Genomic DNA, 23,263 nt, shown 5'->3' on the forward strand with positions numbered 1-23,263 from the left:
TTGTCGCCGCCAGGCTTTCGCGTTATGCACAACGCCAGGGACAACTTTTGCGAAACATTTCATGACTGAACGGCCCGCACCTGCCCGCGTTGTGCCGGCGGTCGCCCGCCGCGATTTCATTCGCCTTGCGGGCGCAACCGCCGCGGGCTTCTTTGCGCTCGGCGCAACGTCGGATCGCATGCGAATCGTCGCCTCGATCACCAGCCTGTCGCTCGACGACGAGCTGACCAGACGCAACATGACCGAAAGCTCGACCACGCGCCTCGGCGCGCTGATCGCCGGCCTGAGGCAGCGTGGCTGGGTCGAAGGGGTCAACTACCGTTTCGAGGTCCGCTCGAGCTTCGGCGGTCCGGACAAGATGAAGGCCGCGGTCACGGAGCTCATCGACCTCAAGCCGGATGTCATCCTCACCGGCTCGACCGTCGAAACCGCAGCCATCATGGCGGCCACCAAGACCATCCCGATCATTTTCGCGACATCCAACGACCCCATCGGCAATGGCTTCGTCCAGAGCCTCGCTCATCCCGGCGGCAACATCACGGGCTTCACCAGCAGCACGCCCGAGATGGGCGGCAAATGGCTTCAGCTGATCAGGGAGGCCGTGCCGGATATTCAGCGCGTCGGCGTCCTGTTCAATCCGGCGAGCACTCCTCGCGCCGGGCGCTTCTACCTCGATTCCGTCGAGCAGGAGGCCGCGGCCGCAGGCGTGACCGTGGTGGTCACGCCGATCAGCACGGCGGCCGAAATCGACGGCGCGATCAGCCGTTTCGCCGAGCCGCCGAAGGCGGCGATGATCTCGCTCGTCGACAGCTTTCTGGTGGTGAACCGGCAGGCGATCGTCGCAACGGCCGCGAAATATCGCGTGCCGATGATCTATCCGTTCCACTACTTCATGGATGCCGGCGGGCTGATGAGCTATGGGCCGACGCTGGAGGTGCGCTCGGCCGATTACGTCGATCTCATCCTGCGCGGCACCAAGGCCGGCGATCTGCCGGTGCAATCGCCGCGGAAGTACGAGCTCCTGATCAACCGCACCGTTGCCAACGCGCTCGGGCTGACGATCCCGTTCACGCTGCTCGTGCGCGCCGACGAGATTCGCGAGTGAACGAGGCGGTCGACCAGGGACATCTGCGAACGCCTCCGGGCCGGCTTTTCCGCAAATATCTCTACTCGATCGTCGCCCTCGCCTTTGCCGTGCTCGCCATCAACACCGGCTTCGACGTCTGGTTCTCCTATCGCGAGCAGAAGCAGCTTCTCGCCGCGACCCAGCGCGAGCAGGCCGCAAGCGCGGCCATCCAGATCGGCCAGTTCGTCGGCCAGATCGAAAACCAGATCAGATGGCTTGCCCGCCTGCCCGCAGAACTCTCGACCAACGAGGACGTGCGCCTCAACGCCATCCGCCTGATGCGCCTCTCGCCCGCGATCGCCGAATTGACCGAGCTCGATGCGCAAGGCCGCGAGCAGGTGCGGGTGTCGCGCCGCGTCGCGGACAGGATCGGCAGCAACGCCGACCATTCTTCCTTTGCGTCGTTCCGCGGCGCCAATGAAAGCCGGGCCTATTACGGGCCGGTCTATTTCTTCGGCGATACCGAGCCCTACATGACGATCGCCACCCGCGGCGTCGGCAGCACACCCAACGTGGTCGTCGCAGAGGTCAATCTGCGCTTCATCTGGGATCTCGTCGCCGGGATCAGGGTGGGCAACACCGGCAAGGCCTATGTGGTCGATCGGCTGGGCGTGCTGATCGCACATCCCGATCTGTGGCCGGCGCTCCGCCGCAGCGATCTGTCACGGCATCCGGATGTGCGCGCCGCGCTCGACGGAGTCGGGCCGCCCACCGGCGGCCTGGTCAAGGAGGATTTTTCCGGACAACGCGTGCTGTCGACCTATGCCACGGTCCCCTCGCTCGGCTGGCTGGTGTTCGTCGAGCTTCCGCTCAGCGAAGCCTACGCGCCGATCTACGCCTCGATCGGACGGTCGACGTTCCTGCTGGTCGCGCTGCTGGTCATCGCGGCTCTCGTGTCGCTCTGGCTCAGCCGGCGCATGACCGTGCCGATCCAGCTGCTGACGCAGGGCGCGCGGCGGATCGAGAGCGGCGATCTCAAACTGCGGCTCGCGATCAGGACGGGTGACGAGCTCGAGGCGCTCGGCGACCAGTTCAACCGGATGGCCGCGCATTTGCGCGAATCCTATGCCACGCTGGAGCGGAAGGTCATCGAACGGACCTCAGAGCTCGAGAAGGCGCGCGACCAGGCTCTGGCCGAGCACGATGCGGCCGAGCGCGCACGCAGCGTCGCGGTTGCGGCCAACGAAACCAAATCGCGCTTCCTCGCCGTGGTCAGCCACGAGCTGCGCACGCCGCTCAACGGCGTCATGGGCGTGCTGCAGCTGCTCGACGACGGCAGGCTCAGTGAGGTCCAACGCCGCCACCTCGCAACCGCCGCCGCCTCGGGCGAAACGCTGATCGCGCTGGTCGATGCCATTCTCGAATATGCCCGGCTCGAAGCCAGCGCCGAAACGCTGGAGACGCGCGACTTCCGCCTCGACCAGCTGATCGAGACCGCCGCCGATCTGATGCGGCCGCAAGCCTTCGGCAAGGGACTGAGCTTCGACCTCGACTGCGATGCGACGATCGGCACCTCCGTGCACGGCGATCCCGTCAGGCTCAATCGCATCCTGCTCAACTTGATCGGCAACGCCATCAAGTTCACCCCGAGCGGCGGCATCTCCCTGAGCGCGACAGCCGAACGGCGAAACGACGATGCGCTGCTCCGCGTCGTCGTTCGCGACACCGGCATCGGCATCGCGCCCGACATGCACGAGCGGATTTTCGAGGACTTCGTGCAGGCCGACGACAGCATCGCGCGGCGGTTCGGCGGCACCGGCCTCGGGCTTGCGATCGCGCGTCGCCTCACCCGGCTGATGCGCGGCGAGCTGACGGTGGAGAGCACGCCCGGCCAGGGCAGCGTGTTCACGCTGCTCGTTCCGCTTCGTGACGCCGCCAGCGGCATCGCGCAAGGCGCGATTGCGCCGCCATCGCGGCAGCGCCACGTGCTGCTGGTCGACGACGATCCCGTCAATTGCGAGGTCGGCGAAGCCATTTTGAACCGGCTCGGCCACCTCTGCGCGATCGCCAGGAACGGCGCGGAAGCGGTGGCGCTCGCGCGCGACCACGCATTCGACGTCATCCTGATGGATCTGCACATGCCCGACATGGATGGCGTGGAAGCGGCCGCACGCATTCGACAGCTTTCGCTGCAGCCGATGCCGCGGATCATCGTCGTGACCGCCGACGTCTCGCGCAGCACCCGCGAGCGGCTCGCAGCCGCAGGAATCGCCAGGGTCGTCAGCAAGCCGATCCTGATCAACGCGCTTCGCGAGGCGATCGAGGATGAATCCGGGGATGGCGCGACCGACGCACCGCTTGCGGCCGGCGCCTTGATCGACCGGAATTTTCTCGACGACCAGAAGGAGCTGCTCGGACCGACGCAGATCGCGAAGCTCCATCATCTGCTGCAGGAGACCAGCGAAAAACTGATCGCCGATATCACTGCGGCCGCCGCGTCCGGCGACCACAATCAGCTCGCACGATCCGCGCATCAGCTCGGCAGCGCGGCGAGCGCGCTGGGCCTCGTCCACCTGTTCGAGCGCTGCCGCGACATCGAGCTGACGGCGCCGACGATGTCGCCCGACGAATGCCGGGATGCGGCGCGCGAGCTGGCCGCGCTTCGCGACGCATCGATCAGCGCGCTGGACAATATGCTCGCACCAGCCCAGGAACGTACGGTTACGTCCTGAAATCCTGAATCATAGGGGCCGCCCGTGCGCGCAAGATGTCTCGCCATTCTCCTCATGCTGCTCGCGCCCGCCGCCCGCGCCGAGGAACAGTTCCCGTCCAGCTTCCGGACCAAAACCATCCCGGCCAACGGCACGCAGATCCATGTGCGGGTCGGCGGCAAGGGACCCGCGGTGATCCTGATCCACGGTTTTGGCGATACCGGCGACATGTGGGCCAGGCTCGGCGCGGACCTCGCGCGCGATCACACCGTGGTCGTGCCGGACCTGCGCGGCATGGGCCTCTCGAACAAGCCGGACGGCGGCTACGATAAATGGAATCAGGCGGCCGACATGCGCGCCGTCCTGCAGGCGCTCAACATCGACAAGGCTGTCGTCGTCGGACACGACATCGGCACCATGGTGGCCTATGCCTATGCGGCGCGCTATCGCGACCTCACCGAAAAGCTGGTCGTGATGGATGCCCCCGTGCCGGGCGTGCCGCCCTGGGACGAGGTCGTCCGCAGCCCGCAACTCTGGCACTTCGATTTCGGCGGCCCCGACATGGAGCGGCTGGTCAAGGGCCGCGAACGCATCTACCTCGACCGCTTCTGGAATGAATTTGCGGGCACGCCCTCCAAGGTCGACGAGGCGACGCGCCGTCACTACGCGGAGCTCTATGCACGGCCGGGCGCGATGCATTCCGCCTTCGCGCAGTTCAGGGCGATCCGCACCGACGCCGAGGACAACAAGAAGGCAATCGCGACCAAGCTGACCATCCCCGTACTCGCCGTCGGCGGCGAAAAGTCGTTCGGCAAGATGGAAGCGGTCGTGATGCGGAACGCGGCGACCGATGTCACCGAGGTCGTCATTCCCGGCGCCGGGCACTGGCTGATGGAGGAAGATCCGGCGGCGACCATCAAGGCGGTGCGCGCGTTTCTCGACGGCAAGAAATAGGACGACGAGCCGAGCTGAGATGTCTCAGTTCGGCGTTTTCCCTCATCGGACGCCCCGAGCCGCGCGTGGCTTCCGGTTGTAATCCCAAACCGACTTCACGCGGAATGCCGCTATAGGCAGCCGACTCGAGTAGACGAGCAATCAGCGGTCGCGATAATTTCAGAGTCGCGCGTTTCCTAATTCGCGATTTCAAGACTAGCCGCAACGTCCTCACCTGTACGAGCGAGCCGACGCATTCGCGTATCCTTCATCGCTGAGGAAAGATCGCGGATCAGTTCCCTGAGCTCTGGTGCGAGGTGGGCCGCATTTGCGACCTTGATGACGTAAGGAGGCTTGATCGCGTTCATGCCGCCCCCGAAAATTGAATCCAAGAAGGCGCCCACAATATCACCATGCCATTCCGGCGCCCCTATTGCTGCCTTGAGGGCTGATCGAAAATCGCAAGCGGTTTTCCAATTGCTGGCATCGAGTTCTATTGTCAAAATGGTCATTTTGGTGCGGCCTGAGGTACCCTCGTTTCGAATGGCGGTCCCAGATGATCGCAAAATTCCACCACGCCGGATGCAATAACTTCGTCCGTTTGCTCTGAATGATCCCAGAGTCGGACTGATTCGTCGCAATGGCGAAGGATGAAGTTGCCGTCGAGGTCGGCGCCAATAATCGAGACATCCTTACCATGCCACCATGATGCTCTCAGAGGACGCCAATCATCACCGCGGATCAGGAAGGCAACTTTAAGCTCTCTGTCGGGATTAATCGCAAAGGTCTTCCGCTGACCATCGGATCGAACTCGTTCGATGGCCTCGTGATCTCGTGTCATGATGGCTAAGTCTCAGATGCAACACCACAAGTTGGTGGCCATTTACATATCATCCATGCCGCCTTCCGGTCCAAAAGCCAAGTCGCCGCACGCCCCACTTCCTGGCTCCTGTTCGCGGCCCGTCAGACATCGGCAGGCCCCCATAAGGACGCGTTCACCCCAGCCTCACCGTGTCCCCGCGCCTCCCCCTCCTCCCGCCCAAACCGCTCGACCAGAAAATCGATGAACAGCCGCACCTTCACCGACAAATGCCGCGTCGGCGGATAGACCGCATAAAGCGAAAGCGGCGGCGCGGAATAATCGTCCAGCACGGTCCGCAGGTCACCCTTCCGCAACGCATCGGCCGCGATGAACTCGGGCAGCAGCGCGAGGCCCCTGCCCTTGATCGCGGCGTCGCGTAGCACCTCGGCATTGTTGACGCAGAGCGACCAGGCCGGCTGGATCCAGTGATCGCCATCTTTGCCGGTGAGCTTCCACTGATTGCCGGTCAGCAGGAAGCCGTAGGTGAGCGATGCGTGCTCGCGCAGATCCTGCGGATGCCTTGGCGTGCCGTGGCGCGCGAGATAATCCGGCGAGGCGCAGATCATGCGCGCCACCGGCATGATTTTTCGCGCGATCAGGCTCGAGGATTCCAGCTCCGCGATGCGCAGCGTCACGTCAAAGCCATCCTGGACGGGATCGAGCAGGTCGTCGCTGAGCACGATCTGGAGCTGAAGCTCCGGGTACGCTTCCATGAACTCAGCGAGAACGGGCCCCAGCCGCATCGTGCCGAACGACATCGGCGCGTTGACACGCAACAGCCCGCGCGGCGCCGACTGCGCCTGCGACACCGCCTGGTCGGCGGCCTCGATCTCCGAGAGGATGACGACGGCCCGCTCGAAATAGCGCTGGCCGTTCTCGGTCGGGCTGGCGTGGCGGGTGGTCCGGTTCAAAAGCTGGACACCGAGGCTCTCCTCAAGGTCGGCGATGTATTTGCTGATCGCCGAGCGCGACAGCCGCAACTGCCGGCCGGCCTCGGCAAAGCTGCCGCTTTCGACCACTTTGACGAAGGCCCGGAGGCTGGCGACCTTATCCATGGGCCCGCCCCGTGGATTGTTTCCAAATCGTAGACATAGACGTCATATTTGCATGGATTGTCTCCAATCCAAAGCGGAACGATATTTCCTCCCAGAGCAAGACCCGCTCCCCGATTTTCAGGAGGACGACCATGTCTGGACTGCACCATGTCACCGCGATTGCCGGCGACCCCATCCGCAATTTCGGCTTTTACACCAGGGATCTCGGCCTGCGCTTCGTCAAGAAGACGGTCAATTTCGACGATCCCGGCACCTATCACTTCTACTACGGCGACGAGACCGGCCGCCCCGGCACCATCCTGACCTTCTTCCCGTGGGCCGGCGTGTCGCCGGGCCGCCGCGGCGTCGGCGAGACCCATCAGACCGCCTTCCGCGTGCCGCAGCGCTCGCTCGGCTACTGGACGCAGCGCTTCATCGAGAAGGGCATCGCTTACGAGGCGCTGGAAAAGCGCTTTGGCGAATCCGTGCTGCCGTTCACCGATCCTGACGGCATGGCGCTCGCGCTCGTCGGCGTCCCCGGCGCCGAGAACGAGCCCGGCTGGAGCAATGGCGACGTGCCGGCCGAGCACGCGATCCGCGGCTTCCACGGCGTAACCTTGCTGCTCGACAGCGCGACGAAGACGGCCGCCGTCCTCACCGACGTGTTCGGCTTCAAGGAGACCGGGCGCGAAGGCTCGGTGATCCGCTTCAAGGCGCCGGGCGACGTCGAAGGCAGCGTCGTCGACATCTACGAAGCGAAGGGCTTTTTGCGCGGACACCAGGGCGGAGGTTCGGTGCACCACATCGCGTTCCGCGCGGCCGATGATGCCGAGCAGGGCAAGATGGCGCAAAAGCTCGTCAGCAATCACGGCCTGCACCCGACCGAGCAGAGGGACCGCAACTACTTCCGCTCGATCTATTTCCGCGAACCCGGCGGCGTGCTGTTCGAGATCGCGACCGATATCCCCGGCTTCGCCGTGGACGAACCCGTCGCGACGCTCGGACGCGACCTGAAGCTGCCGAGCTTCCTCGAACAGCATCGCAAGCAGATCGAGGGCGTCCTGCCGAATTTGGAAGAGACCGCGTCATGACCGACTTCATCCATCGCTTCGAGCCCGCGACCAGCGCGGGCTCCCCACCCCTGTTGCTGCTGCACGGCACCGGCGGCGACGAGAACGATCTGCTCGGCCTCGGCGGGATGATCTCGCCCGGCTCCGCCTTGCTCTCGCCGCGCGGCCGCGTGCTCGAGCACGGCATGCCGCGCTTCTTCCGTCGCCTTGCCGAAGGCGTGTTCGACGAGGAGGACGTGCGCCGGCGTGCGCTCGAGCTCGGCGAGCTCGTCGCCGACGCACGGACGCAATACGGCATCGCCGCACCCATTGCGGTCGGCTTCTCCAATGGCGCCAACATCGCAGCCGCGTTGTTGCTGCTGAAGCCGGAGGTGCTCGCAGGCGCGATCCTGCTGCGCGCGATGGTGCCGCTGTCTGATCCGCCCAAGGCTGAGCTTGGCGGCAAGCCCGTTCTGTTGCTGTCCGGGCAAGCCGACCCGATCGTGCCGGCGAGTAACTCGGCCAAGCTTGCGGCGCTGTTGTCGGAAGCGGGCGCGCGTGTCGACCACAAGGTCCTGCCGGCCGGCCATCAATTGTCGCAAACCGACGTGACGCTCGCCCGCAACTGGATCGGCAGCGTCGAGGCAAAGGCGGCATGAACCAATGAGCGGCGCATCGTCTTCGGACGGTGCGCCGTCTTCAGTTAAACTAACCCTGTTCGCTTGAAGCGGAACGCATTTGGTTAGATCGGTGCGCACCGAGAGCTCAGATCACCTCTCCCACAGGGAGAGGTCGGAGCGCATCGAAGATGCGATCCGGGTGAGGGGTTCTGGTTTCACTGGGTGCCGCGGCCCCTCACCCGGATTGCGCTGGACGATGCTTCGCATCGCCGGGCGCAATCCGACCTCTCCCCGTCGGGGAGAGGTGACGGTGGACGCCGATCGAACCCGACTCCGTCGCGCCTACGCCGCAACGTTCGACAGGAAGCGATCCACCGACGAACGCAACTGCGTGGCCTGGCTGGACAGGTCGTGAGCCGTGGCAAGAACGACGTCGGCGGTGCGATTGGCGTTGTCGGTCGCCTCGGCCGTTCCGGCGATGCTGCGCGCGACCAGGGCGGTGCCCGACGCCGCCTGCCCGATATTCCTGGAGATCTCGCCGGCCGCCGCGTTTTGCTGGCTGACCGCAGCCGCGATCCTGCCGGTGAAGCCGTCGATATCGCCGATGATCAACGCGATGGCACCGACATTGTCGACGGCCTCTCGCGTCGCCGACTGCACCTCGGTGATCTGGCTCGAAATCTCCTCCGTCGCCTTTGCCGTCTGCGTCGCCAGCGCCTTCACTTCCGACGCGACGACCGCGAAGCCCCTGCCCGCTTCGCCGGCCCGTGCCGCTTCGATCGTGGCGTTGAGCGCGAGCAGATTGGTTTGCCCTGCGATGGTCCTGATGAAGCCGACCACCTCGTCGATCTGCTGGGCGGCACTGGCGAGCCTGCCGATGGTCTGGTTGGCGGCTTCCGCCATGCCGGATGCACGCTGCACGATGGTGGTCGCATCCGCCAGTTGGGACGTGATGGCCTGGACGGATTGGCCGAGCTGACTTGCAGCCGACGCCACCGTCTGGACGTTCGCGGAGGTCTCCTTCGCCGTCGAAGCCGCCTCGTTCGACTGCGTGCCCGCATTCCTTGCGGCGGAGGCGAGCCCCTGTGCGGTGTCCGTCAACTCGCCGGTCATGCGAGCGGTGTTGCTCATGACCTCGCTGAAAGCGGAACGGAAGGCATCGATCTCGGCCTCCAGACGCTGCCGATGACCGGACTGCTCCGCACTGCTCTGGTCCTTGGCAGCGATCAATGCCAGATCGTCATCGGCACGGGTCTTCAGGCTCGCCTGCATGACAGCGAGCGACTTCAGCAGGCGCCCGAGCTCATCGCGACGACGCACCGCGATATCATCGGTGAAATTGCCGGCGGCGACGCGTTCGGCGACCCGAACCGCCGCAGAGATCGGCCGGCTCATCGAGTACGAGAATGCGAGCGCGATCATCAGCCCGATCGCGACGGTTCCGACGGCGACCGACAGCATCGTCGTGCGGGCCGCCTCCACGTCTTTCTCCGCCGCCATCCGATATTCATAACCGTACGCGGCCACCAGCTCGACCAGGTCGTCGATCGAGGCCATCAGCCGATCGCCTTGCTCCGCCAGCAGGAAGCTGGTCGGAATCTCCGTCGCGCCACCGGGCGACGGCTTCAGGATTTTGAGCGCGGCGGTCGACCAGTCCCTGAGCTGGCTTTCGGTCTTCTCGCGGGCAGCAGAAACGTTGGGCGTCGCGGCGCGTTCACGCACGACGTTCAGGTCCTCGGCACTCTCGCGGATCAGCGACTCGAACTTTGCGACTGTTTCGCGGGAGCTGCCCGCAACCAAGCCTCGCTGAAGCATCAGGCGCGCCTCGTGCAACGCCGCGTGAGCGGAACGCGCGTGGTTGATCCCCATCAATGGGCCGTCATAGAGACGGACCACCATGTCGCCGGAATTGCCGATGGCGCGAATGCCATAGAACGCGATGCCGCAGGCCAGGAGAAGCACGACACTGAAGGCACCGAAAATCTTGTAGCGTATCGACATCGTCAATCTCCGGCGCTTCGGTTAGAGCGTTTTCGAGCGAAGTGGGTACCGGTTCGCGTGAAGAAAACGCGTCAAACAAAAATTCTAGTCCGTCACCTTGACCATCATCTTCATGCGCGGATGAATGGCGCAGATCACCTGCACATCGCCCGCCTCCTTGAAGGTGACATCCGTCGAAGTGCCGGGCGCCTGCGATCCCAGATTGAACTCGTTGCCCTTGGTGGCGGACATGATGTTGTGCGGAACGGTGTCGTCGTTGAGGAAGGTGACGGCGTCACCTTTCTTGACCGAGACGCTCTCGGTGGAGAAAACCCGCCCCTGCTGGTGGATCACCTCGGTGGCGGCATAGGCGCCGACCGAGAAGCCGGCGGCGATCACGCAAGTAAACAGAGCGATTGTGCGCATGGAAGTATCCTTCGAGTTCAGCGTGGGAGGACCGGCACGGCCGTGGGTTCGAGATTGCTGGTCAGCGTCTTGAGGAATGCGACGAGGTCGGCCTTGTCCTGCGCTGTCAGCTCGAGCGGACGCATGAGATCGGATCGGCTCGGACGGTCCACGCCGCCATGATCATAATGATCGATGACGGCTTCGAGCGTGGCGAGCGAACCGTCATGCATGAAGGGACTGCGACGGTCGATCTCGCGCAGGCCCGGCGTCTTGAACGCGTGCTGCATCTTGATGACATCGCGCAGATATTCGCCGCGGCCGATATCGCTGCTCGGCAGCCCGATATCCTGAAAACCCTCATTGGTGAAGTTCCAGCCCTCGTGGCACGCGGCGCATTGCGCCTTGCCGTTGAACACGGCGAACCCGCGCTTGGCCGCTTCGGAGATGGCCTTTTCGTTGCCTTCGATCCAGGAGTCGAACGGCGCGCGCTCCGAGACCACGGTGCGCTCATAGGTGGCGATCGCTTGCGCCAGCGTCTTCGCTTTCAAGCCCTGCCCGGGAAAGCTCTCCTCGAACATCGGCTTGTATTCGGGAATGCTCGCCAGCCGCGCCATCAGATCGTCGAGCTTCATGTTCATCTCGCCGGGCGACTGGATCGGACCGAGCGCCTGCTCTTCGAGCGTCGGAAGCCGTCCGTCCCACATGAAGATTGCGCTCCAGGCGGCGTTGACGATTGTCGGCGAATGGCGGCCGAGCTTGGCCATGCCGTGACCGACGCCGACCGCGAGCCCGTCGCCCCAACCGAAACCGGGACTATGGCAGCTTGCGCATGACTGCGCGGAGCTCACCGACAGGCGCGTATCGAAATAGAGCTTCTTGCCGAGAGCGGCCTTCTCGGGCGTATACGGATTGTCCTTCGGAAACGGGATCGAGGCGGGCCTGCGGTACTGCGACTTCAGCGCGTCGATGCCGCTCGGCGCCTTCTGTGTGATCTCGACCTTGCGGCTTTCACCGACCACGGCGGCGCCATAACCGATCGTGCTGAAACCGAGAGCGCCGAGCACGGCCGATGCGATCGTTCCGGCAACAATGCACGCGCGAAAGGAGCCCGGCGCCGGCATGCAAATTCCCCCCAGAAGGGTGTCATTTGCGACACCGAAAAATCCGCAACGAAACGAATCCGTTCAGAAACATGACGAACGTATCGGCAAATCATTAAATAAGAATGGTGCGGCCTTGTCGATTTTCGGCAATTCCGCAAGCAGAAAGTGCAGGAAGAATCGGCAACAACCGGGACGTGGCGCGGTATCGATGACAGGACGAACGACCGGGCTGCCGTGTCGCGTTCACTCGAACCAGCCGCGCCGCTTGAACCAGATCAAGGGCAGCACGCCGCTCGCGATGATGGCCAACAGCGACAACGGATAACCGAACGTCCAGCTCAGCTCCGGCATGTTCTTGAAGTTCATGCCCCAGACACCGACCAGGATCGTGGGCGGCACGCCGACCACGGAGACGATCGTCAGGATCTTGAACAGCTCGTTCTGCTGGATGTTGATGAAGCCCAGCACCGCATCGAGCAGCAGCCGGATCTTGTCCGACAATCGCGTCTCGTAGTCGCAGGCGGGTGAACACGCACATGCCGTTTTCGAGGCTGTCGTCGGACGGCCACCTGTGCAGTTTCAGCAATGGCCGAACTCCGTCTGCCCTCGCGCTGGATCGCACGGCCTACGGCCATCCTGCGCCGGGCTAACGCATGAGGGTTCCAAACGTTCAACGTCGGGGGATCGATGGACGGGGCGCCCTCACATGACAACGCGCGGTCTTCTTCGACGATGCCATCATGCCCCTGTTTTGCCCGACGGGTCAAATCCACCGCGGATTCGCGCAAGCCATCGAGCAGGTCGCACAAGCCATTGAAGGCACTGGCCCGGGCTACTGTGCATGGGGTTGTTTCGCAGATCTTGTTCGATGCAGCCAAAAAAAATGACCTCTCCCGGATGGGGAGAGGTCAAAATCGAGTTGTCGGATTTGACTTCGGTGACCAGGTCTACTCCCAGGACCAGGCCGAGAAATCGTTCTCGAACTGCGGGACTTCCTTCCAGACGCCCTTCAGCTTCTTGTTGATGACCGTCGGCCATTGCGGTTGGAACAGGAAGCCGGCCACCGCGTCGGTCGCCAGCATCTTCTGGGCATCGCCGAGCAGCTTTGCGCGGCCGGCCTCATCGGGCGTCGACACGACCTGCTTGTAGAGCGCGTTGAAGGCGTCGCTGTTGTAGCCGAGATAGAAGTCGGGCTCGGTCAGCTTGACGAGATCGAACGGCTCGACATGGGAGACGATGGTGAGGTCGTAATTATGCGGCCCGTTCGGAGCAAAAGCCTGCGACAGCCACTGCGCCCACTCGACGTTCTCGATCTTGGCGTTGATGCCGACCTTGGCGAGCTGGGCTGCGAGGATCTCGCCGCCCTGCCGCGCGTAAGGCGGCGGCGGCAGCTTCAGGCTGAGTTCGAGCGGCGCGGTGACGCCGGCTTCAGCCAGCAGCTTCTTCGCCTTCTCGGGGTCGTAAGGGTTGACGGCGGTGGTGTCGACATAGCCGAGCGAGCCCGGCGTGTAGAAGCTGCCGATCGGCGTGCCGAAACCTTCGACCGCGCCGTCGATCATCGCCTTGCGGTCGATAGCGGCGAGGATCGCGCGGCGCACCCGCACGTCGTCGAGCGGCTTCTTCTTCTCGTTGATGGCGACGATGGTCTTGGCCTTGGAGCCGCCGACCAGCACGGTAAAGCGCGGATCGCTCTTGAACTGCGCGACGCCGCGGGTGGTGACGCGCGGGAACGCATCGACGTCACCGGACAGCAGAGCCGCGATCTGCGCGGCGGGATCGCCGATGAAGCGGATCGTCACCTTGGACAGCTTGATCGCGGACGCGTTGCGATAGTCGGCCCATTTGTTCAGCGTGAGCGAGGAGCCCTTGACCCAGGCGCCCAGCTGGTACGGCCCGGTGCCGACCGGCTGGGTCACGTTGGTCGCAGCGCTCTTCGGCTCGACGATCGAGCCGCTCGCCTGCCCCAGCAGGAACGGCAGGTTCGGCTCGGGATATTTCAGCGTGAGCGCAATCGTCTCGGCGTCGGGCGCATCGATCTTCTCGAAAGCCTGGAACAGGCTCTTGTCCTTGTTGGTGCTGTTCGCGGCCGCGTTGCGCTCGAACGAGAATTTGACGGCCGCGGAATCGAACGCCTCGCCGTTCTGGAATTTGACGCCCTTGCGCAGCTTGAACGTATAGGTCTTCAGGTCGGGCGACGCGGTCCAGCTCTCGGCGAGCAGCGGCGCGACCGAGCCGTCCTCGTTGATCTTGGTCAGGGTCTCGTAGATGTTGTAGAGCGTGACCTCGGCGATCGCGGCGGCGGCTGCGTTGGTGGGATCGAGCCCCGGCGGCTCCAGCGTCATGCCCATGACGACGCTGTCCTTCTTGCTCTGCGCCAGCACCGGCAGCGGCGCCGCGGCCAATGCTGCGGCAAAAGCGACGATCGTTAGCTTCTTCAACATGCCTAACTCCCCGGCCTTCTTCTGTATTCCTGAGGCTACGCCAATCCTGCGGGCGACATTAGCCTTCCATACCCGCCTGCGGCAATGCCATCACGGCCTCCGCCTTGTGGCAGGCGGCGAGATGTCCCTCGCCCACCCTGCGTAGCAAGGGCGGAACCTCGCGGCAATGCTGGTCGGCGAGCGGGCAGCGCGCCACATAGGGGCATCCGGTCGCAGCCGCCGATTGCGAGGCGATCGCCTGGACCCCGCGCCGCCGCCGGCCGCCGCCGGCACGTGCCCGCGGCACCGCGTCCAATAGCGCCCGCGTATAGGGATGGGCGCAGCGCTCGAACAGATCTTCGGGGCGCCCCTGCTCGACCACCCGGCCGAGATACATCACCGCGACCTCGTCGCAGAGATAGTCCACGACAGCGAGGTCGTGGCTGATCAGGATGTAGCTCAGCCCAAACTGCTGCTGCAGGTCCTGCATCAGGTTCAGCACCTGGGCCTGCACGGAGACATCGAGCGCAGAGACGGGCTCGTCCGCGACGATCAGCTTCGGCTGGGTGATCAGCGCACGCGCAATCGCGATGCGCTGGCGCTGTCCGCCCGAAAACTCGTGCGGATACTTGTCCATGTCCGCATCGCGCAAGCCGACCTGCTTCAGCACCGCGGCGACGCGGGAACGGAACGTGCTGCGGTCGGCATCATCGAGCACGGTGAGCGGCTCGGCGACGATGCGCGCAATGGTCTGGCGTGGATCGAGCGATCCATAGGGATCCTGGAACACCATCTGGAAATCGCGCCGCGCACGGCGCAATTCATCGGGAGAGATGCGGTTGAGATCGCGGCCGAGCAGCGTGACCTGTCCCGCGGCCGGCCGCTCCAGCGCCATCACGACGCGCGCAAAGGTGGATTTGCCGGAGCCGGACTCGCCGACGATGCCGAGGCTCTTGCCGGCCTGGACCTGCACGCTGACGCCATTGAGCGCCCGCACCTGTCCCGGTGGACGGAACAGGCTTTCGCGCGGCAGCGTGTAACGCTGCTCGAGATCTTTGACGTCGAGAAGCGGAGCTGCGGTCATGCTGACAGCGCCCCGACATTCGCGGCCATCGAGACATCGGTGCGGACACAGCGCACGACATGCGCGGGGCCGACCTCGACCATCGGCGGCAGCGCCGCGCGGCATTTGTCCTCGACCAGCGGACAGCGCTCGCCGAAGGCACAGCCAGCCGGCAGATCGGCGAGCTCCGGCACCGTGCCCGAGATCGTCGTCAGCCGCGTCCCCTTGCGCGCACCGAGCCGCGGACGCGCGCGGAACAGGCCCTGCGTATAGGGATGGCCCATGCGGCGGAACACCTCGTCGGTCGGCCCGCTCTCGACGACCGTGCCGCCATACATCACCATCATGCGCTGCACGTTCTCGGCGATGACGCCAAGATCATGCGAGATCAGGATCATCGACATGCCGCGCTCCTCGACGAGGTCGGCGATGAGATCGAGGATCTGGCCCTGGATGGTGACGTCGAGCGCCGTGGTCGGCTCGTCCGCGATCAGGAGATCCGGCTCGCAGGCCAGCGCCATCGCAATCGTGACGCGCTGGCGCTGGCCGCCCGAGAACTGGTGCGGATAGGCATCGATGCGCTTGGCGGGATCAGGCAGCCCGACGCGGTCGAGCAACGCGATCGCCTCCCTGCGCGCCTGCGCGGCGGAATATTTCTTGTGACGCCGCAGCGGCTCGGCGACCTGATGGCCGATCGTGTGCATCGGGTTGAGCGCCGTCATCGGCTCCTGGAAGATCATGCTGATGCGGTTGCCGCGCAAGCCGCAATATTCCGCGTCCGGCAGCCGCGCGAGCTCGCGTCCATCCAGCTTGATGCTGCCGGTGATATCAGCGCTGTCCGGCAGCAATCCCATCAGCGACAGCGCCGTGACCGACTTGCCGCAGCCGGATTCGCCGACGAGCCCGAGCGTCTCGCCGCGCTTCAGCGCAAAACTGACGCCGCGCACGGCCTGCGCCGGGCCGCGGCTGGTGTTGAGGCGGACGCCGAGATTGTCGACCTCGATCAGCGGCATGGTTGCGGGATCAGCCATCGTTACCGCTCCCGCGCCAGTCTGGGATCGAGCAGATCGCGCAAGCCGTCACCGAGCAGGTTGAGGCCGAGCACCGCGATCGCGATCGCCGCACCCGGGTAGACCGCGAGCATCGGCGACTGGAACAGCATGGTCTGCGCATCGTTCAGCATGCGGCCCCAGGACGGCTGCGGCGGCTGCGTGCCGAGGCCGAGATAGGACAGCGCCGCCTCGGCGAGAATGGCGAGCGCGAACTGGATGGTCGCCTGCACGATCAGGATCGACAGGATGTTCGGCAGCACATGCTCGATGGTGATGCGGAAAGCGCCCTTCCCCGAGGCACGCGCCGCCAGCACGAATTCACGCGCCCAGATCGCATTGGCCGAGCCGCGCGTCAGCCGGGTCAAGGTCGGGATCTGGAAGATGCCGATCGCAATGATCGAGGTCAGCATGCCTGGCCCCGCGACCGCGGCGAGCATGATCGCGGAGAGCACGGCAGGAAAGGCGAAGGTGAAGTCGGAGAAGCGCATGATGACCTCTTCGGTCCAACCGCGCTTGGCCGACGCGATCAGACCAAGGCAGACGCCGAAGGTGAGACCGATGCTGACCGCGATGATGCCGACCAGGATGGTCGAGCGGGCGCCGGCGAGCAACAGCGAGACGATATCCCGGCCGAAGGAGTCGGTGCCGAGCCAGTGCGCGGCCGAGGGCGGCCGGAGTTTCGAGGCGATGTCGATCTCGTAGGGCGACCACGGCGTCCACACCAGCGAGAGCGCGGCCGACGCGACCACCAGCAGGCTGAGCACGCCGCCCAGCACAAAACTGCGATGGCGCAGCGCGCGGCCCCAGAAAGTCTTGGCCGGCAGGGGACGCGTTGCGACCGGCGCATCAACCGAACTTGTCAGGGGCGCGCTCACAGGTCGTGCACCTTGATGCGGGGATCGATGAAAGCATAGAGCACGTCGACCACGAAATTGACGATGACGACCATGGCAGCCAGCAGCATCACGCAATTGCGCACCACGATCAGGTCTCGGTTGGCGATCGACTGGAAGATCAGGCGGCCGAGGCCCGGCAAATAGAACACGTTCTCGATGACGATGGTGCCGGCGAGCAGGTTGGCGAATTGCAGGCCCATCACCGTCATCACGGGGATCATCGCATTGCGCAGCACGTGGCTCCACAGCACTTCGCGCTTGCCGAGCCCTTTGGCGCGCGCGGTGCGAACGAAATCTTCGCGCAGCACTTCGAGTACGGCCGAGCGGGTGACCCGGGCGAGGATCGCGGCCTGCACCACGGCAAGCGAGATCGACGGCAGCAGCAGCGATTTGACGCCGGGCCAGATACCGTCATCCCAACCGGCGAAGCCGCCTGCCGAGAGCCATTGCAGCCGCACGGCGAACAGGAGGACCAGGAGAATCGCAAACCAGAAGTTCGGCAGCGCGATGCCGATCTGGGTCAGCGACATCACGCCGACGTCGCCGAGCTTGTTGTGGTTGGCCGCGGTGTAGATGCCGGCCGAGAGCGCCAGCACCACCGTGATGAGCATCGACATGATCGCGAGCGGAATGGTCAGCACCAGCCGCTCCGCGATCAGGTTGCCGACCGGCGTGCCGTAGACATAGGAATTGCCGAGATCGCCGACGAGCAGCCCCTTGATCCATTGCAGGTAGCGAACCGCCAGCGGCTGATCGAGCCCGAGCTTGACGGTGAGCGCGCGCACCGCGTCGGCCGAGGCGTCGGCCCCCATCAGCATCTGCGCGGCATTGCCCGGCAGCGCGTCAAGCACCAGGAAAATGATCACGGATGCGCCGACCAGCGTCGCCAGCAAAGTCAGGACACGTCGGAGGACAAATACGCTCATGCGTGGTCGGGTTCAGGGCTCATCGGCGGCACGATCAACATGTCCGGACGCCCGATGCAAGAGTTTTGCCGCATGCGCCCCATCTCAGCCCGGCCGGCGGCCGAGCAGGTCGGCCGAGGCCTCGAACAGCGCGCTGACGCGCAGCAATTCCGCATCGGCCCGGAAGCGGCCGACGACCTGGAGCCCGATCGGCAGGCCGTCGCGACCAAAGCCGCAGGGCAGACTGATCGCAGGGTGGCCGGTCATGTTGAACGGCATGGTCCAGGGGAACCAGTGCGGCCGGACGCTGTCAAACTGCGTCCCATCGATCTCGATGGTGCCGAACAAATCCTGGTCGATCGGCAGCGCCGTGCGGGTGACGGTTGGCATCGCCAGAAGGTGCCCGCGCACAAGCAGGGATTGCACGCGACGGAACAACGCCGTTCGCGCGAACATCGCCTCCTGATAGTCAACGCCGCTGACATTGGTCGCAAGCGCAATCTGCTTGACGAAGGCCTCGCTGAGGACGTCGCCATGCTCTGTTACCAGTTTCGAAAACCGCGAACGCCAGACGGTGTGGTTGATAGCCCGCCAGATCGGCTCGACGTCGTACCCTTCGCCGGAGAATTCCTCGAGTTCGGCACCCAGGCTCGCGAGCCGGTCTAGGCTCGCCTTGAACGCTGTGGCAACATCCGCCGACACCGGTCGTCCGGGCGGCGACGCGCAGAACAGGATCTTTTGGCCGCGCAGGTCGCCGCGCGGCGCGGCAGTGCCTATAAAGTCAGGCACGGGCATGCCGATCGACCAGGGATCGCAGGCATCCTCGCCCGCCATCGCCTGCATCATCAATGCGGTGTCGGCCACGGTGCGCGTGGTCGGCGTGACATAGGTCTGGTTGCCGAACGCATCGAGCGCCTGGCTATGCGCGATCACGCCGTTGCTCTGCTTCAAGCCCACCACACCGTTGCAGGCTGCGGGAATCCGCGTCGAGCCACCGCCATCGGTGGCGATCGCCAGCGGCGCAATGCCGCTCGCCACCGCAACGGCAGCACCACCGCTGGAGCCGCCGGACGAACGCTCCGCACTCCACGCATTGCGGGTGCGGCCGAACAGCGGTGAATCGGTCAGGCACTTGCTGCCGAACTCCGGCGTCGTGGTCTTGCCGATCAGGATCGCGCCCTCGCTGCGCAGCTTTGCGACCGCGACGGCATCCTCGGCGGGGATGTTGTCCTTGTAGGGAACGGCACCAAAAGTGGTCTTCACGCCGCGGGTGTTGACGATGTCCTTGACGGTGACGGGAAGCCCGTGCAGCAGGCCGAGCGGTTCGCCCGTCATCACCTTCCGTTCGGCTTCGCGGGCCGCTGCCATCGCCTCGTCGCCACAAAGCGTGATGAAGCAGTTCAATTCAGGCTGGAGCGTCTCGGCGCGCGCGAGCACGGCGCCGACGATCTCGACGGGGGAGATCTGCTTGCGCGCAATCAGATCACGCAACTCGGTTGCGGACAGCAGACAGGGATCGCCGTTCATCGTCAGATCATGCTCCGAAGCGGACCCTCGTTGGCCCAATGCATTGACAATGAGAATGACAGTTTTGTTAACTCGGCGTCCAATACGATTTTGGCGATCAACCCATACGTTTTCGGTATGCCTATGGATCTACGCCGCCTCCGCTATTTCGTCGCCGTGGCCGAGACGCGCAGCGTCGGCAAGGCTGCAGAGCGGCTGCGGATGGCGCAACCGCCGCTCTCGGTCCAGATCCGCAAGCTCGAGGCCGAGGTCGGCGCGCCGCTGTTCCACCGCGGGACGCGCGGCATGGATCTGACGGACGCAGGCCAGGCCCTGCTCGCGCGCGCCGGCGAGGCGCTGGCGCTTGCGGCCGACGGCATCGAGGCCGCACGTGCGGTCGCAGCCGGTCGCCGCGGGCGGATCTCGGTCGGCTACATGTTCGTGCTGGCGAACGCCGTGCTACCGCGGCTGATCCCCGAGCTGCGGCGATCCATTCCCGGGGTCGATCTTGATTTCGTCGACCTCAGTGCGTCGACGCGCGAGGCACGTTTGCTCGACCGCAGCGTCACGGTGGCGCTGTGCATGCCGGCGATCCACCACCCCGAAATCCAGGTGGCGCGGATCGGGACGCAGCGCTTCATGCTGGCAATGCCGAACCGCTCGCCGCTCGCGCGTCTTGGCGCCGTGCCTATGGCACGGTTGCAGGGCCGTCCCCTGGTGGCGTTGCCGCCGCCGGAGCGAGACCCCGCCTCTTCCGCGGTCGCAGCTCTGCTGCGGCGGCACCAGGTCGTGATGCCGATCGCAAGCCGGGTGGAGACGGTGAATTCGGCGATGAGCCTCGTTCTCGCCGGCGAAGGTTTTGCGATCCTGCCCGCCTGCGCCAAGCTCGGCGCGCCGCGGGGCATCGTGTTCCGGCCACTGCGCGACGCTGCCGATTCCATCGACATCGCGGTGTGCTGGCGGCGGGACTCGCAGAGCCCGCTGATCCCCAAATTTCTGAAGTGCGCGGAGAAAATCGTCGCAAAGCTGTGAGGCGAACTACCAGCTCCAGCTGATCTCGCGGCTCCAGGGCGGATCGGCGCCGGGGCGCGTGCAGGTCAGGCCGGCGCAGTTGGCGGCAAAGGACAGCGCGCGGCGCAGCTCGTCTGCGCCGATGTCCTCCAATTGTTGCCGGACGAGGCGCCCCTGCTTGTGCAGGGCGAACAACAATGCGGCCTGAAAGCTGTCGCCTGCGCCGATGGTGTCGGCGACCTCGACCTTCGGTGCCTCGACCTCGATCTGCCCTGCCTTCGCATGCCAGGCGACGGCGCCGTTGTTGCCGCGGGTGATGACGACGAGCCTTGTACCCTGCCCCAGCAGCGCGGCCGCGCGTTGCTGATAGGGCTCCTCGCCGAAGAGATAGGCGAAGTCGACATCCGACATCTTCATGAGATCGGCACTGGCGGCGAACTCGGCCATGCGAGCGAGATAAGCCGGCTTGTCCTTGACCAGATTGGGCCGGCAGTTCGGATCGAAGGAGATCGTCGACGAAGCGCGTGCGTCCGCGATCAACGCCTTGGTCTCGGCCGCACCCTGGTCGTTGACCAGGGTGGTCGAACCGACATGGAGGGCTTCGATCGTACTGAAGGGAATGCTCCCGCGCCGAAACGTCCAATTCCGCGTCGCGGTCTCGGCGTCATAGAAAGCGTAATGCGACTCGCCGGCGACGATGCGGACGAAGGCAAGCGTGGTCTGGTGATCGCTGCGGGTGGCGAGACCAAGCTCGACGTTCGAGGCTGCGGCATGATCCGCGATCATGCGCCCGAACAGATCGGTCGAGATGCCGCCGACAAAACCGGTCGGTGCGCCGAGCCGCGCGATGCCGATCGCAACGTTGAGGCAGGAGCCGCCGACCGCCGGCATCACCGCTTCGCGGCCGTCGGCGGTTTTCGTCGGCACGAAATCGATCAGCGCATCGCCGCAGGAAATCAGCATCCGTTTCAACCCTTGGCGAGGTCAGCCATCGCGGCCCGGCTGCCGCGATCGACCTCGCGCAGCAGCTTGTAGACCTCCCGCTTGCGTTTGTGAAACATGGCCATGTCCGGCGCGGTCGGCTCGCTCTTGCGTCCGAGCGCCGACATTTTGGCCATGGTCTCGCCGATCGAGGCATAGGCCCCACCGGCGACCGCCCCCAGCATCGCAGCACCCAGCAGTACCGGCTCCTTGGTCTGCGGCAGCGCGACGGTAAGGCCGGTGGTATCCGCCATGATCTGCCGCACCAGCGGACTTCGGCTGGCGCCGCCCCCCATGATCATGATGCCGGCATGGACGCCGTGCGCGGCAAAGGCCTCGATCACTTCGGCGAGGCCATAGGCCAGCCCGCATAGGCCGGCGATGAACAGCCGCTCCATCGAACCGACATCGGTGTCGAGATCGAGGCCCGCGATCACGGCGCGCGTATCAGGGTCGGCATAAGGCGAACGGTTGCCGATGAATTCGGGAAGCACATGAACGTCGCGGGCAAGCAGCGCGGCCCGGCTGGCATCGCCCGCGCGGGCGATGATGCGGCGCTCGAGGAACTCGATCAGGTCGACACCCTCGCTGCGCGCCACCGCGCTCGCCTCAACGTGACCGGGATGCGATTTGAGGAGATGATCGATCGCCGCGCCCGCGGCCGACTGGCCGCCTTCATTGAGCCAGAAGTCCGGCACCATGCCGGAGTAATAGGGACCCCAGACGCCGGGCACGAAGCACGGCTCTTTTGTCGTCGCCATGATGCAGGCCGACGTACCCATGATGTAGGCCAGGCGATCGGTGACATCCGTCGTTCCGCCCGATCCGTCACGGCCGCCGATCGCGCCGATGCCGCCGGCATGGGCGTCGATCAAGGAGGCGCCGACCGGCGTGCCCGCTGACAGGCCGAGATCGGCGGCGGCCGCACGCGTCAGACCAGTACCGAGCCGCGTGCCGGGCGCGACAATCTCAGTGCCGATGCGGGCGTATTTCTCGCTGACGAAATCAGACAGGCCGATGCGCTGGATGAACGGCGCGCTCCAGCCGCCGCCGTCATGCGCCAGGTAGTTCCATTTGCAAGTGACGGTGCAGGTCGAGCGTTGCAACGATCCGGTCGCCCGCCAGGTCAGATAGTCCGCCAGATCGAAGAAATGCCCGGCGGCGTCGAAACTCGTACGCAAATGCCGCTTCAACCACAACAGTTTTGGCATCTCCATCTCGGGCGAGATCGAGCCGCCGACATAGCGCAGCACGTCGTCGGCGGTCTCGTTGATCAGGCGCGCCTCGGCGATGGCGCGATGATCCATCCAGACAATGACGTTGCGCTGCTTGTCGCCGGAGGCGCTGACCGTGACCGGCTCGCCCTGGCGGTCGAGCACGACCAGCGAACAGGTGGCGTCGAACCCGATGCCGCCGACGCTGTCGGGCGCGATGGCCGCCTCCGCCATCGCCGCCCGCACCGATTTGACACAAGCCTCCCAGATGTCCTGGGACGACTGCTCGACGATGTCGCCGGCCTCGTGCCAGATCCGGATCGGGTGTTTGGCGGTCGCGAGTAGCGCTCCCGCCTCGTCAAACACCCCTGCTCGCGTGCTCGTGGTCCCCACGTCGACGCCGATATAGGCTCGCGGCATTGTCGCTCCCGGAAGCTCTCGTCAAATTT

The 23,263-nt window shown here is 65.1% G+C and carries 20 protein-coding genes and 1 pseudogene; 6 read left to right on the top strand and 15 right to left on the bottom strand.

Going from position 1 to position 23,263, the window contains the following annotated elements; genetic code table 11:
* Positions 1–61 precede the first annotated feature (61 nt).
* Genes QA645_RS28745 through QA645_RS28755 form a run of 3 tightly spaced genes read left to right on the top strand, consistent with a single transcriptional unit; the run spans position 62 to position 4,731 of the window.
* A complete protein-coding gene (locus QA645_RS28745) occupies positions 62–1,105 on the top strand; it encodes an ABC transporter substrate-binding protein (RefSeq protein WP_283044817.1) in 1,044 nt (347 codons plus the stop codon).
* Entirely contained in the window at positions 1,102–3,798 is a 2,697-nt protein-coding gene (locus QA645_RS28750) for a hybrid sensor histidine kinase/response regulator (protein ID WP_283044818.1), read from the top strand. The genes QA645_RS28745 and QA645_RS28750 overlap by 4 nt, the downstream gene beginning before the upstream one ends.
* A gap of 54 nt (positions 3,799–3,852) precedes the next feature.
* Positions 3,853–4,731, top strand: a complete 879-nt coding sequence (locus QA645_RS28755; protein WP_283053386.1) for an alpha/beta hydrolase — start codon at positions 3,853–3,855, stop codon at positions 4,729–4,731.
* A gap of 176 nt (positions 4,732–4,907) precedes the next feature.
* Here the strand turns inward: QA645_RS28755 and QA645_RS28760 are convergent, their stop codons facing one another.
* The 3 genes from QA645_RS28760 to QA645_RS28770 form a co-directional block, all read right to left on the bottom strand.
* On the bottom strand, positions 4,908–5,222 hold the full coding sequence (locus QA645_RS28760; protein WP_283044819.1) for a hypothetical protein: 315 nt from the start codon (positions 5,220–5,222) through the stop codon (positions 4,908–4,910).
* Positions 5,219–5,551: a hypothetical protein gene (locus QA645_RS28765; RefSeq protein WP_283044820.1), complete on the bottom strand. Its 333-nt coding sequence runs from the start codon at positions 5,549–5,551 to the stop codon at positions 5,219–5,221. The genes QA645_RS28760 and QA645_RS28765 overlap by 4 nt, the downstream gene beginning before the upstream one ends.
* A 122-nt stretch (positions 5,552–5,673) precedes the next feature.
* Positions 5,674–6,627 carry a LysR family transcriptional regulator gene (locus QA645_RS28770; protein ID WP_283044821.1) on the bottom strand — a complete coding sequence of 318 codons (954 nt, stop codon included), beginning with the start codon at positions 6,625–6,627 and terminating at the stop codon, positions 5,674–5,676.
* Between the two features lie 131 nt (positions 6,628–6,758).
* Between QA645_RS28770 and QA645_RS28775 the strand changes: the two genes are divergently transcribed.
* On the top strand, positions 6,759–7,697 hold the full coding sequence (locus QA645_RS28775; RefSeq protein WP_283044822.1) for a ring-cleaving dioxygenase: 939 nt from the start codon (positions 6,759–6,761) through the stop codon (positions 7,695–7,697).
* Complete coding sequence (locus tag QA645_RS28780) at positions 7,694–8,314, top strand: alpha/beta hydrolase (protein WP_283044823.1); 621 nt, start codon at positions 7,694–7,696, stop codon at positions 8,312–8,314. The genes QA645_RS28775 and QA645_RS28780 overlap by 4 nt, the downstream gene beginning before the upstream one ends.
* A gap of 303 nt (positions 8,315–8,617) precedes the next feature.
* Here the strand turns inward: QA645_RS28780 and QA645_RS28785 are convergent, their stop codons facing one another.
* From QA645_RS28785 to QA645_RS28830, 10 genes and pseudogenes are all read right to left on the bottom strand, one after another.
* Positions 8,618–10,276 (bottom strand): methyl-accepting chemotaxis protein, encoded by a 1,659-nt coding sequence (locus tag QA645_RS28785; RefSeq protein ID WP_283044824.1) that lies wholly within the window; start codon positions 10,274–10,276, stop codon positions 8,618–8,620.
* A gap of 84 nt (positions 10,277–10,360) precedes the next feature.
* Entirely contained in the window at positions 10,361–10,681 is a 321-nt protein-coding gene (locus QA645_RS28790) for a plastocyanin/azurin family copper-binding protein (RefSeq protein WP_283044825.1), read from the bottom strand.
* A 17-nt stretch (positions 10,682–10,698) separates the two neighbouring features.
* On the bottom strand, positions 10,699–11,784 hold the full coding sequence (locus QA645_RS28795; RefSeq protein WP_283044826.1) for a cytochrome c peroxidase: 1,086 nt from the start codon (positions 11,782–11,784) through the stop codon (positions 10,699–10,701).
* Positions 11,785–12,009: 225 nt separating this feature from the next.
* Positions 12,010–12,282, bottom strand: a pseudogene (locus tag QA645_RS28800) (CorA family divalent cation transporter); the annotation flags it as partial.
* Positions 12,283–12,713: 431 nt separating this feature from the next.
* Complete coding sequence (locus QA645_RS28805) at positions 12,714–14,207, bottom strand: ABC transporter substrate-binding protein (protein WP_283044827.1); 1,494 nt, start codon at positions 14,205–14,207, stop codon at positions 12,714–12,716.
* Between the two features lie 58 nt (positions 14,208–14,265).
* A complete protein-coding gene (locus QA645_RS28810) occupies positions 14,266–15,270 on the bottom strand; it encodes an oligopeptide/dipeptide ABC transporter ATP-binding protein (RefSeq protein WP_283044828.1) in 1,005 nt (334 codons plus the stop codon).
* Entirely contained in the window at positions 15,267–16,280 is a 1,014-nt protein-coding gene (locus QA645_RS28815) for an ABC transporter ATP-binding protein (RefSeq protein WP_283044829.1), read from the bottom strand. Before QA645_RS28815 ends, QA645_RS28810 begins: the two co-directional genes overlap by 4 nt.
* A gap of 2 nt (positions 16,281–16,282) precedes the next feature.
* Entirely contained in the window at positions 16,283–17,176 is an 894-nt protein-coding gene (locus QA645_RS28820) for an ABC transporter permease (RefSeq protein ID WP_283044830.1), read from the bottom strand.
* Positions 17,173–18,123 carry an ABC transporter permease gene (locus tag QA645_RS28825; RefSeq protein ID WP_283044831.1) on the bottom strand — a complete coding sequence of 317 codons (951 nt, stop codon included), beginning with the start codon at positions 18,121–18,123 and terminating at the stop codon, positions 17,173–17,175. The genes QA645_RS28820 and QA645_RS28825 overlap by 4 nt, the downstream gene beginning before the upstream one ends.
* Before the next feature lie 84 nt (positions 18,124–18,207).
* Positions 18,208–19,629: an amidase gene (locus QA645_RS28830; RefSeq protein ID WP_283044832.1), complete on the bottom strand. Its 1,422-nt coding sequence runs from the start codon at positions 19,627–19,629 to the stop codon at positions 18,208–18,210.
* A gap of 123 nt (positions 19,630–19,752) precedes the next feature.
* Here QA645_RS28830 and QA645_RS28835 point away from each other — a divergent pair, with 123 nt between their 5' ends.
* Positions 19,753–20,640, top strand: coding sequence for a LysR substrate-binding domain-containing protein (locus QA645_RS28835; protein WP_254192858.1), 888 nt, complete (start codon positions 19,753–19,755; stop codon positions 20,638–20,640).
* A 6-nt stretch (positions 20,641–20,646) separates the two neighbouring features.
* Here QA645_RS28835 and QA645_RS28840 read toward each other — a convergent pair whose 3' ends face one another.
* Positions 20,647–21,582, bottom strand: a complete 936-nt coding sequence (locus QA645_RS28840; protein WP_283044833.1) for a carbohydrate kinase — start codon at positions 21,580–21,582, stop codon at positions 20,647–20,649.
* A gap of 5 nt (positions 21,583–21,587) precedes the next feature.
* Entirely contained in the window at positions 21,588–23,234 is a 1,647-nt protein-coding gene (locus QA645_RS28845) for an FGGY-family carbohydrate kinase (protein WP_283044834.1), read from the bottom strand.
* Positions 23,235–23,263: the final 29 nt, after the last annotated feature.

The sequence above is a fragment of the Bradyrhizobium sp. CIAT3101 genome, assembly GCF_029714945.1.
Lineage (GTDB): Bacteria > Pseudomonadota > Alphaproteobacteria > Rhizobiales > Xanthobacteraceae > Bradyrhizobium.

Bases quoted from the DNA above. Each gene is read 5' to 3' on its own strand.
- QA645_RS28745 (WP_283044817.1), top strand. From the start codon at position 62: ATGACTGAACGGCCCGCACCTGCCCGCGTTGTGCCGGCGGTCGCCCGC.
- QA645_RS28770 (WP_283044821.1), bottom strand. From the start codon at position 6,627: ATGGATAAGGTCGCCAGCCTCCGGGCCTTCGTCAAAGTGGTCGAAAGC.
- QA645_RS28805 (WP_283044827.1), bottom strand. From the start codon at position 14,207: ATGTTGAAGAAGCTAACGATCGTCGCTTTTGCCGCAGCATTGGCCGCG.
- QA645_RS28810 (WP_283044828.1), bottom strand. From the start codon at position 15,270: ATGACCGCAGCTCCGCTTCTCGACGTCAAAGATCTCGAGCAGCGTTAC.
- QA645_RS28785 (WP_283044824.1), bottom strand. From the start codon at position 10,276: ATGTCGATACGCTACAAGATTTTCGGTGCCTTCAGTGTCGTGCTTCTC.
- QA645_RS28755 (WP_283053386.1), top strand. From the start codon at position 3,853: ATGCTGCTCGCGCCCGCCGCCCGCGCCGAGGAACAGTTCCCGTCCAGC.
- QA645_RS28845 (WP_283044834.1), bottom strand. From the start codon at position 23,234: ATGCCGCGAGCCTATATCGGCGTCGACGTGGGGACCACGAGCACGCGA.
- QA645_RS28795 (WP_283044826.1), bottom strand. From the start codon at position 11,784: ATGCCGGCGCCGGGCTCCTTTCGCGCGTGCATTGTTGCCGGAACGATC.
- QA645_RS28760 (WP_283044819.1), bottom strand. From the start codon at position 5,222: ATGACCATTTTGACAATAGAACTCGATGCCAGCAATTGGAAAACCGCT.
- QA645_RS28825 (WP_283044831.1), bottom strand. From the start codon at position 18,123: ATGAGCGTATTTGTCCTCCGACGTGTCCTGACTTTGCTGGCGACGCTG.
- QA645_RS28780 (WP_283044823.1), top strand. From the start codon at position 7,694: ATGACCGACTTCATCCATCGCTTCGAGCCCGCGACCAGCGCGGGCTCC.
- QA645_RS28815 (WP_283044829.1), bottom strand. From the start codon at position 16,280: ATGGCTGATCCCGCAACCATGCCGCTGATCGAGGTCGACAATCTCGGC.
- QA645_RS28775 (WP_283044822.1), top strand. From the start codon at position 6,759: ATGTCTGGACTGCACCATGTCACCGCGATTGCCGGCGACCCCATCCGC.
- QA645_RS28765 (WP_283044820.1), bottom strand. From the start codon at position 5,551: ATGACACGAGATCACGAGGCCATCGAACGAGTTCGATCCGATGGTCAG.
- QA645_RS28790 (WP_283044825.1), bottom strand. From the start codon at position 10,681: ATGCGCACAATCGCTCTGTTTACTTGCGTGATCGCCGCCGGCTTCTCG.
- QA645_RS28840 (WP_283044833.1), bottom strand. From the start codon at position 21,582: ATGCTGATTTCCTGCGGCGATGCGCTGATCGATTTCGTGCCGACGAAA.
- QA645_RS28830 (WP_283044832.1), bottom strand. From the start codon at position 19,629: ATGAACGGCGATCCCTGTCTGCTGTCCGCAACCGAGTTGCGTGATCTG.
- QA645_RS28835 (WP_254192858.1), top strand. From the start codon at position 19,753: ATGGATCTACGCCGCCTCCGCTATTTCGTCGCCGTGGCCGAGACGCGC.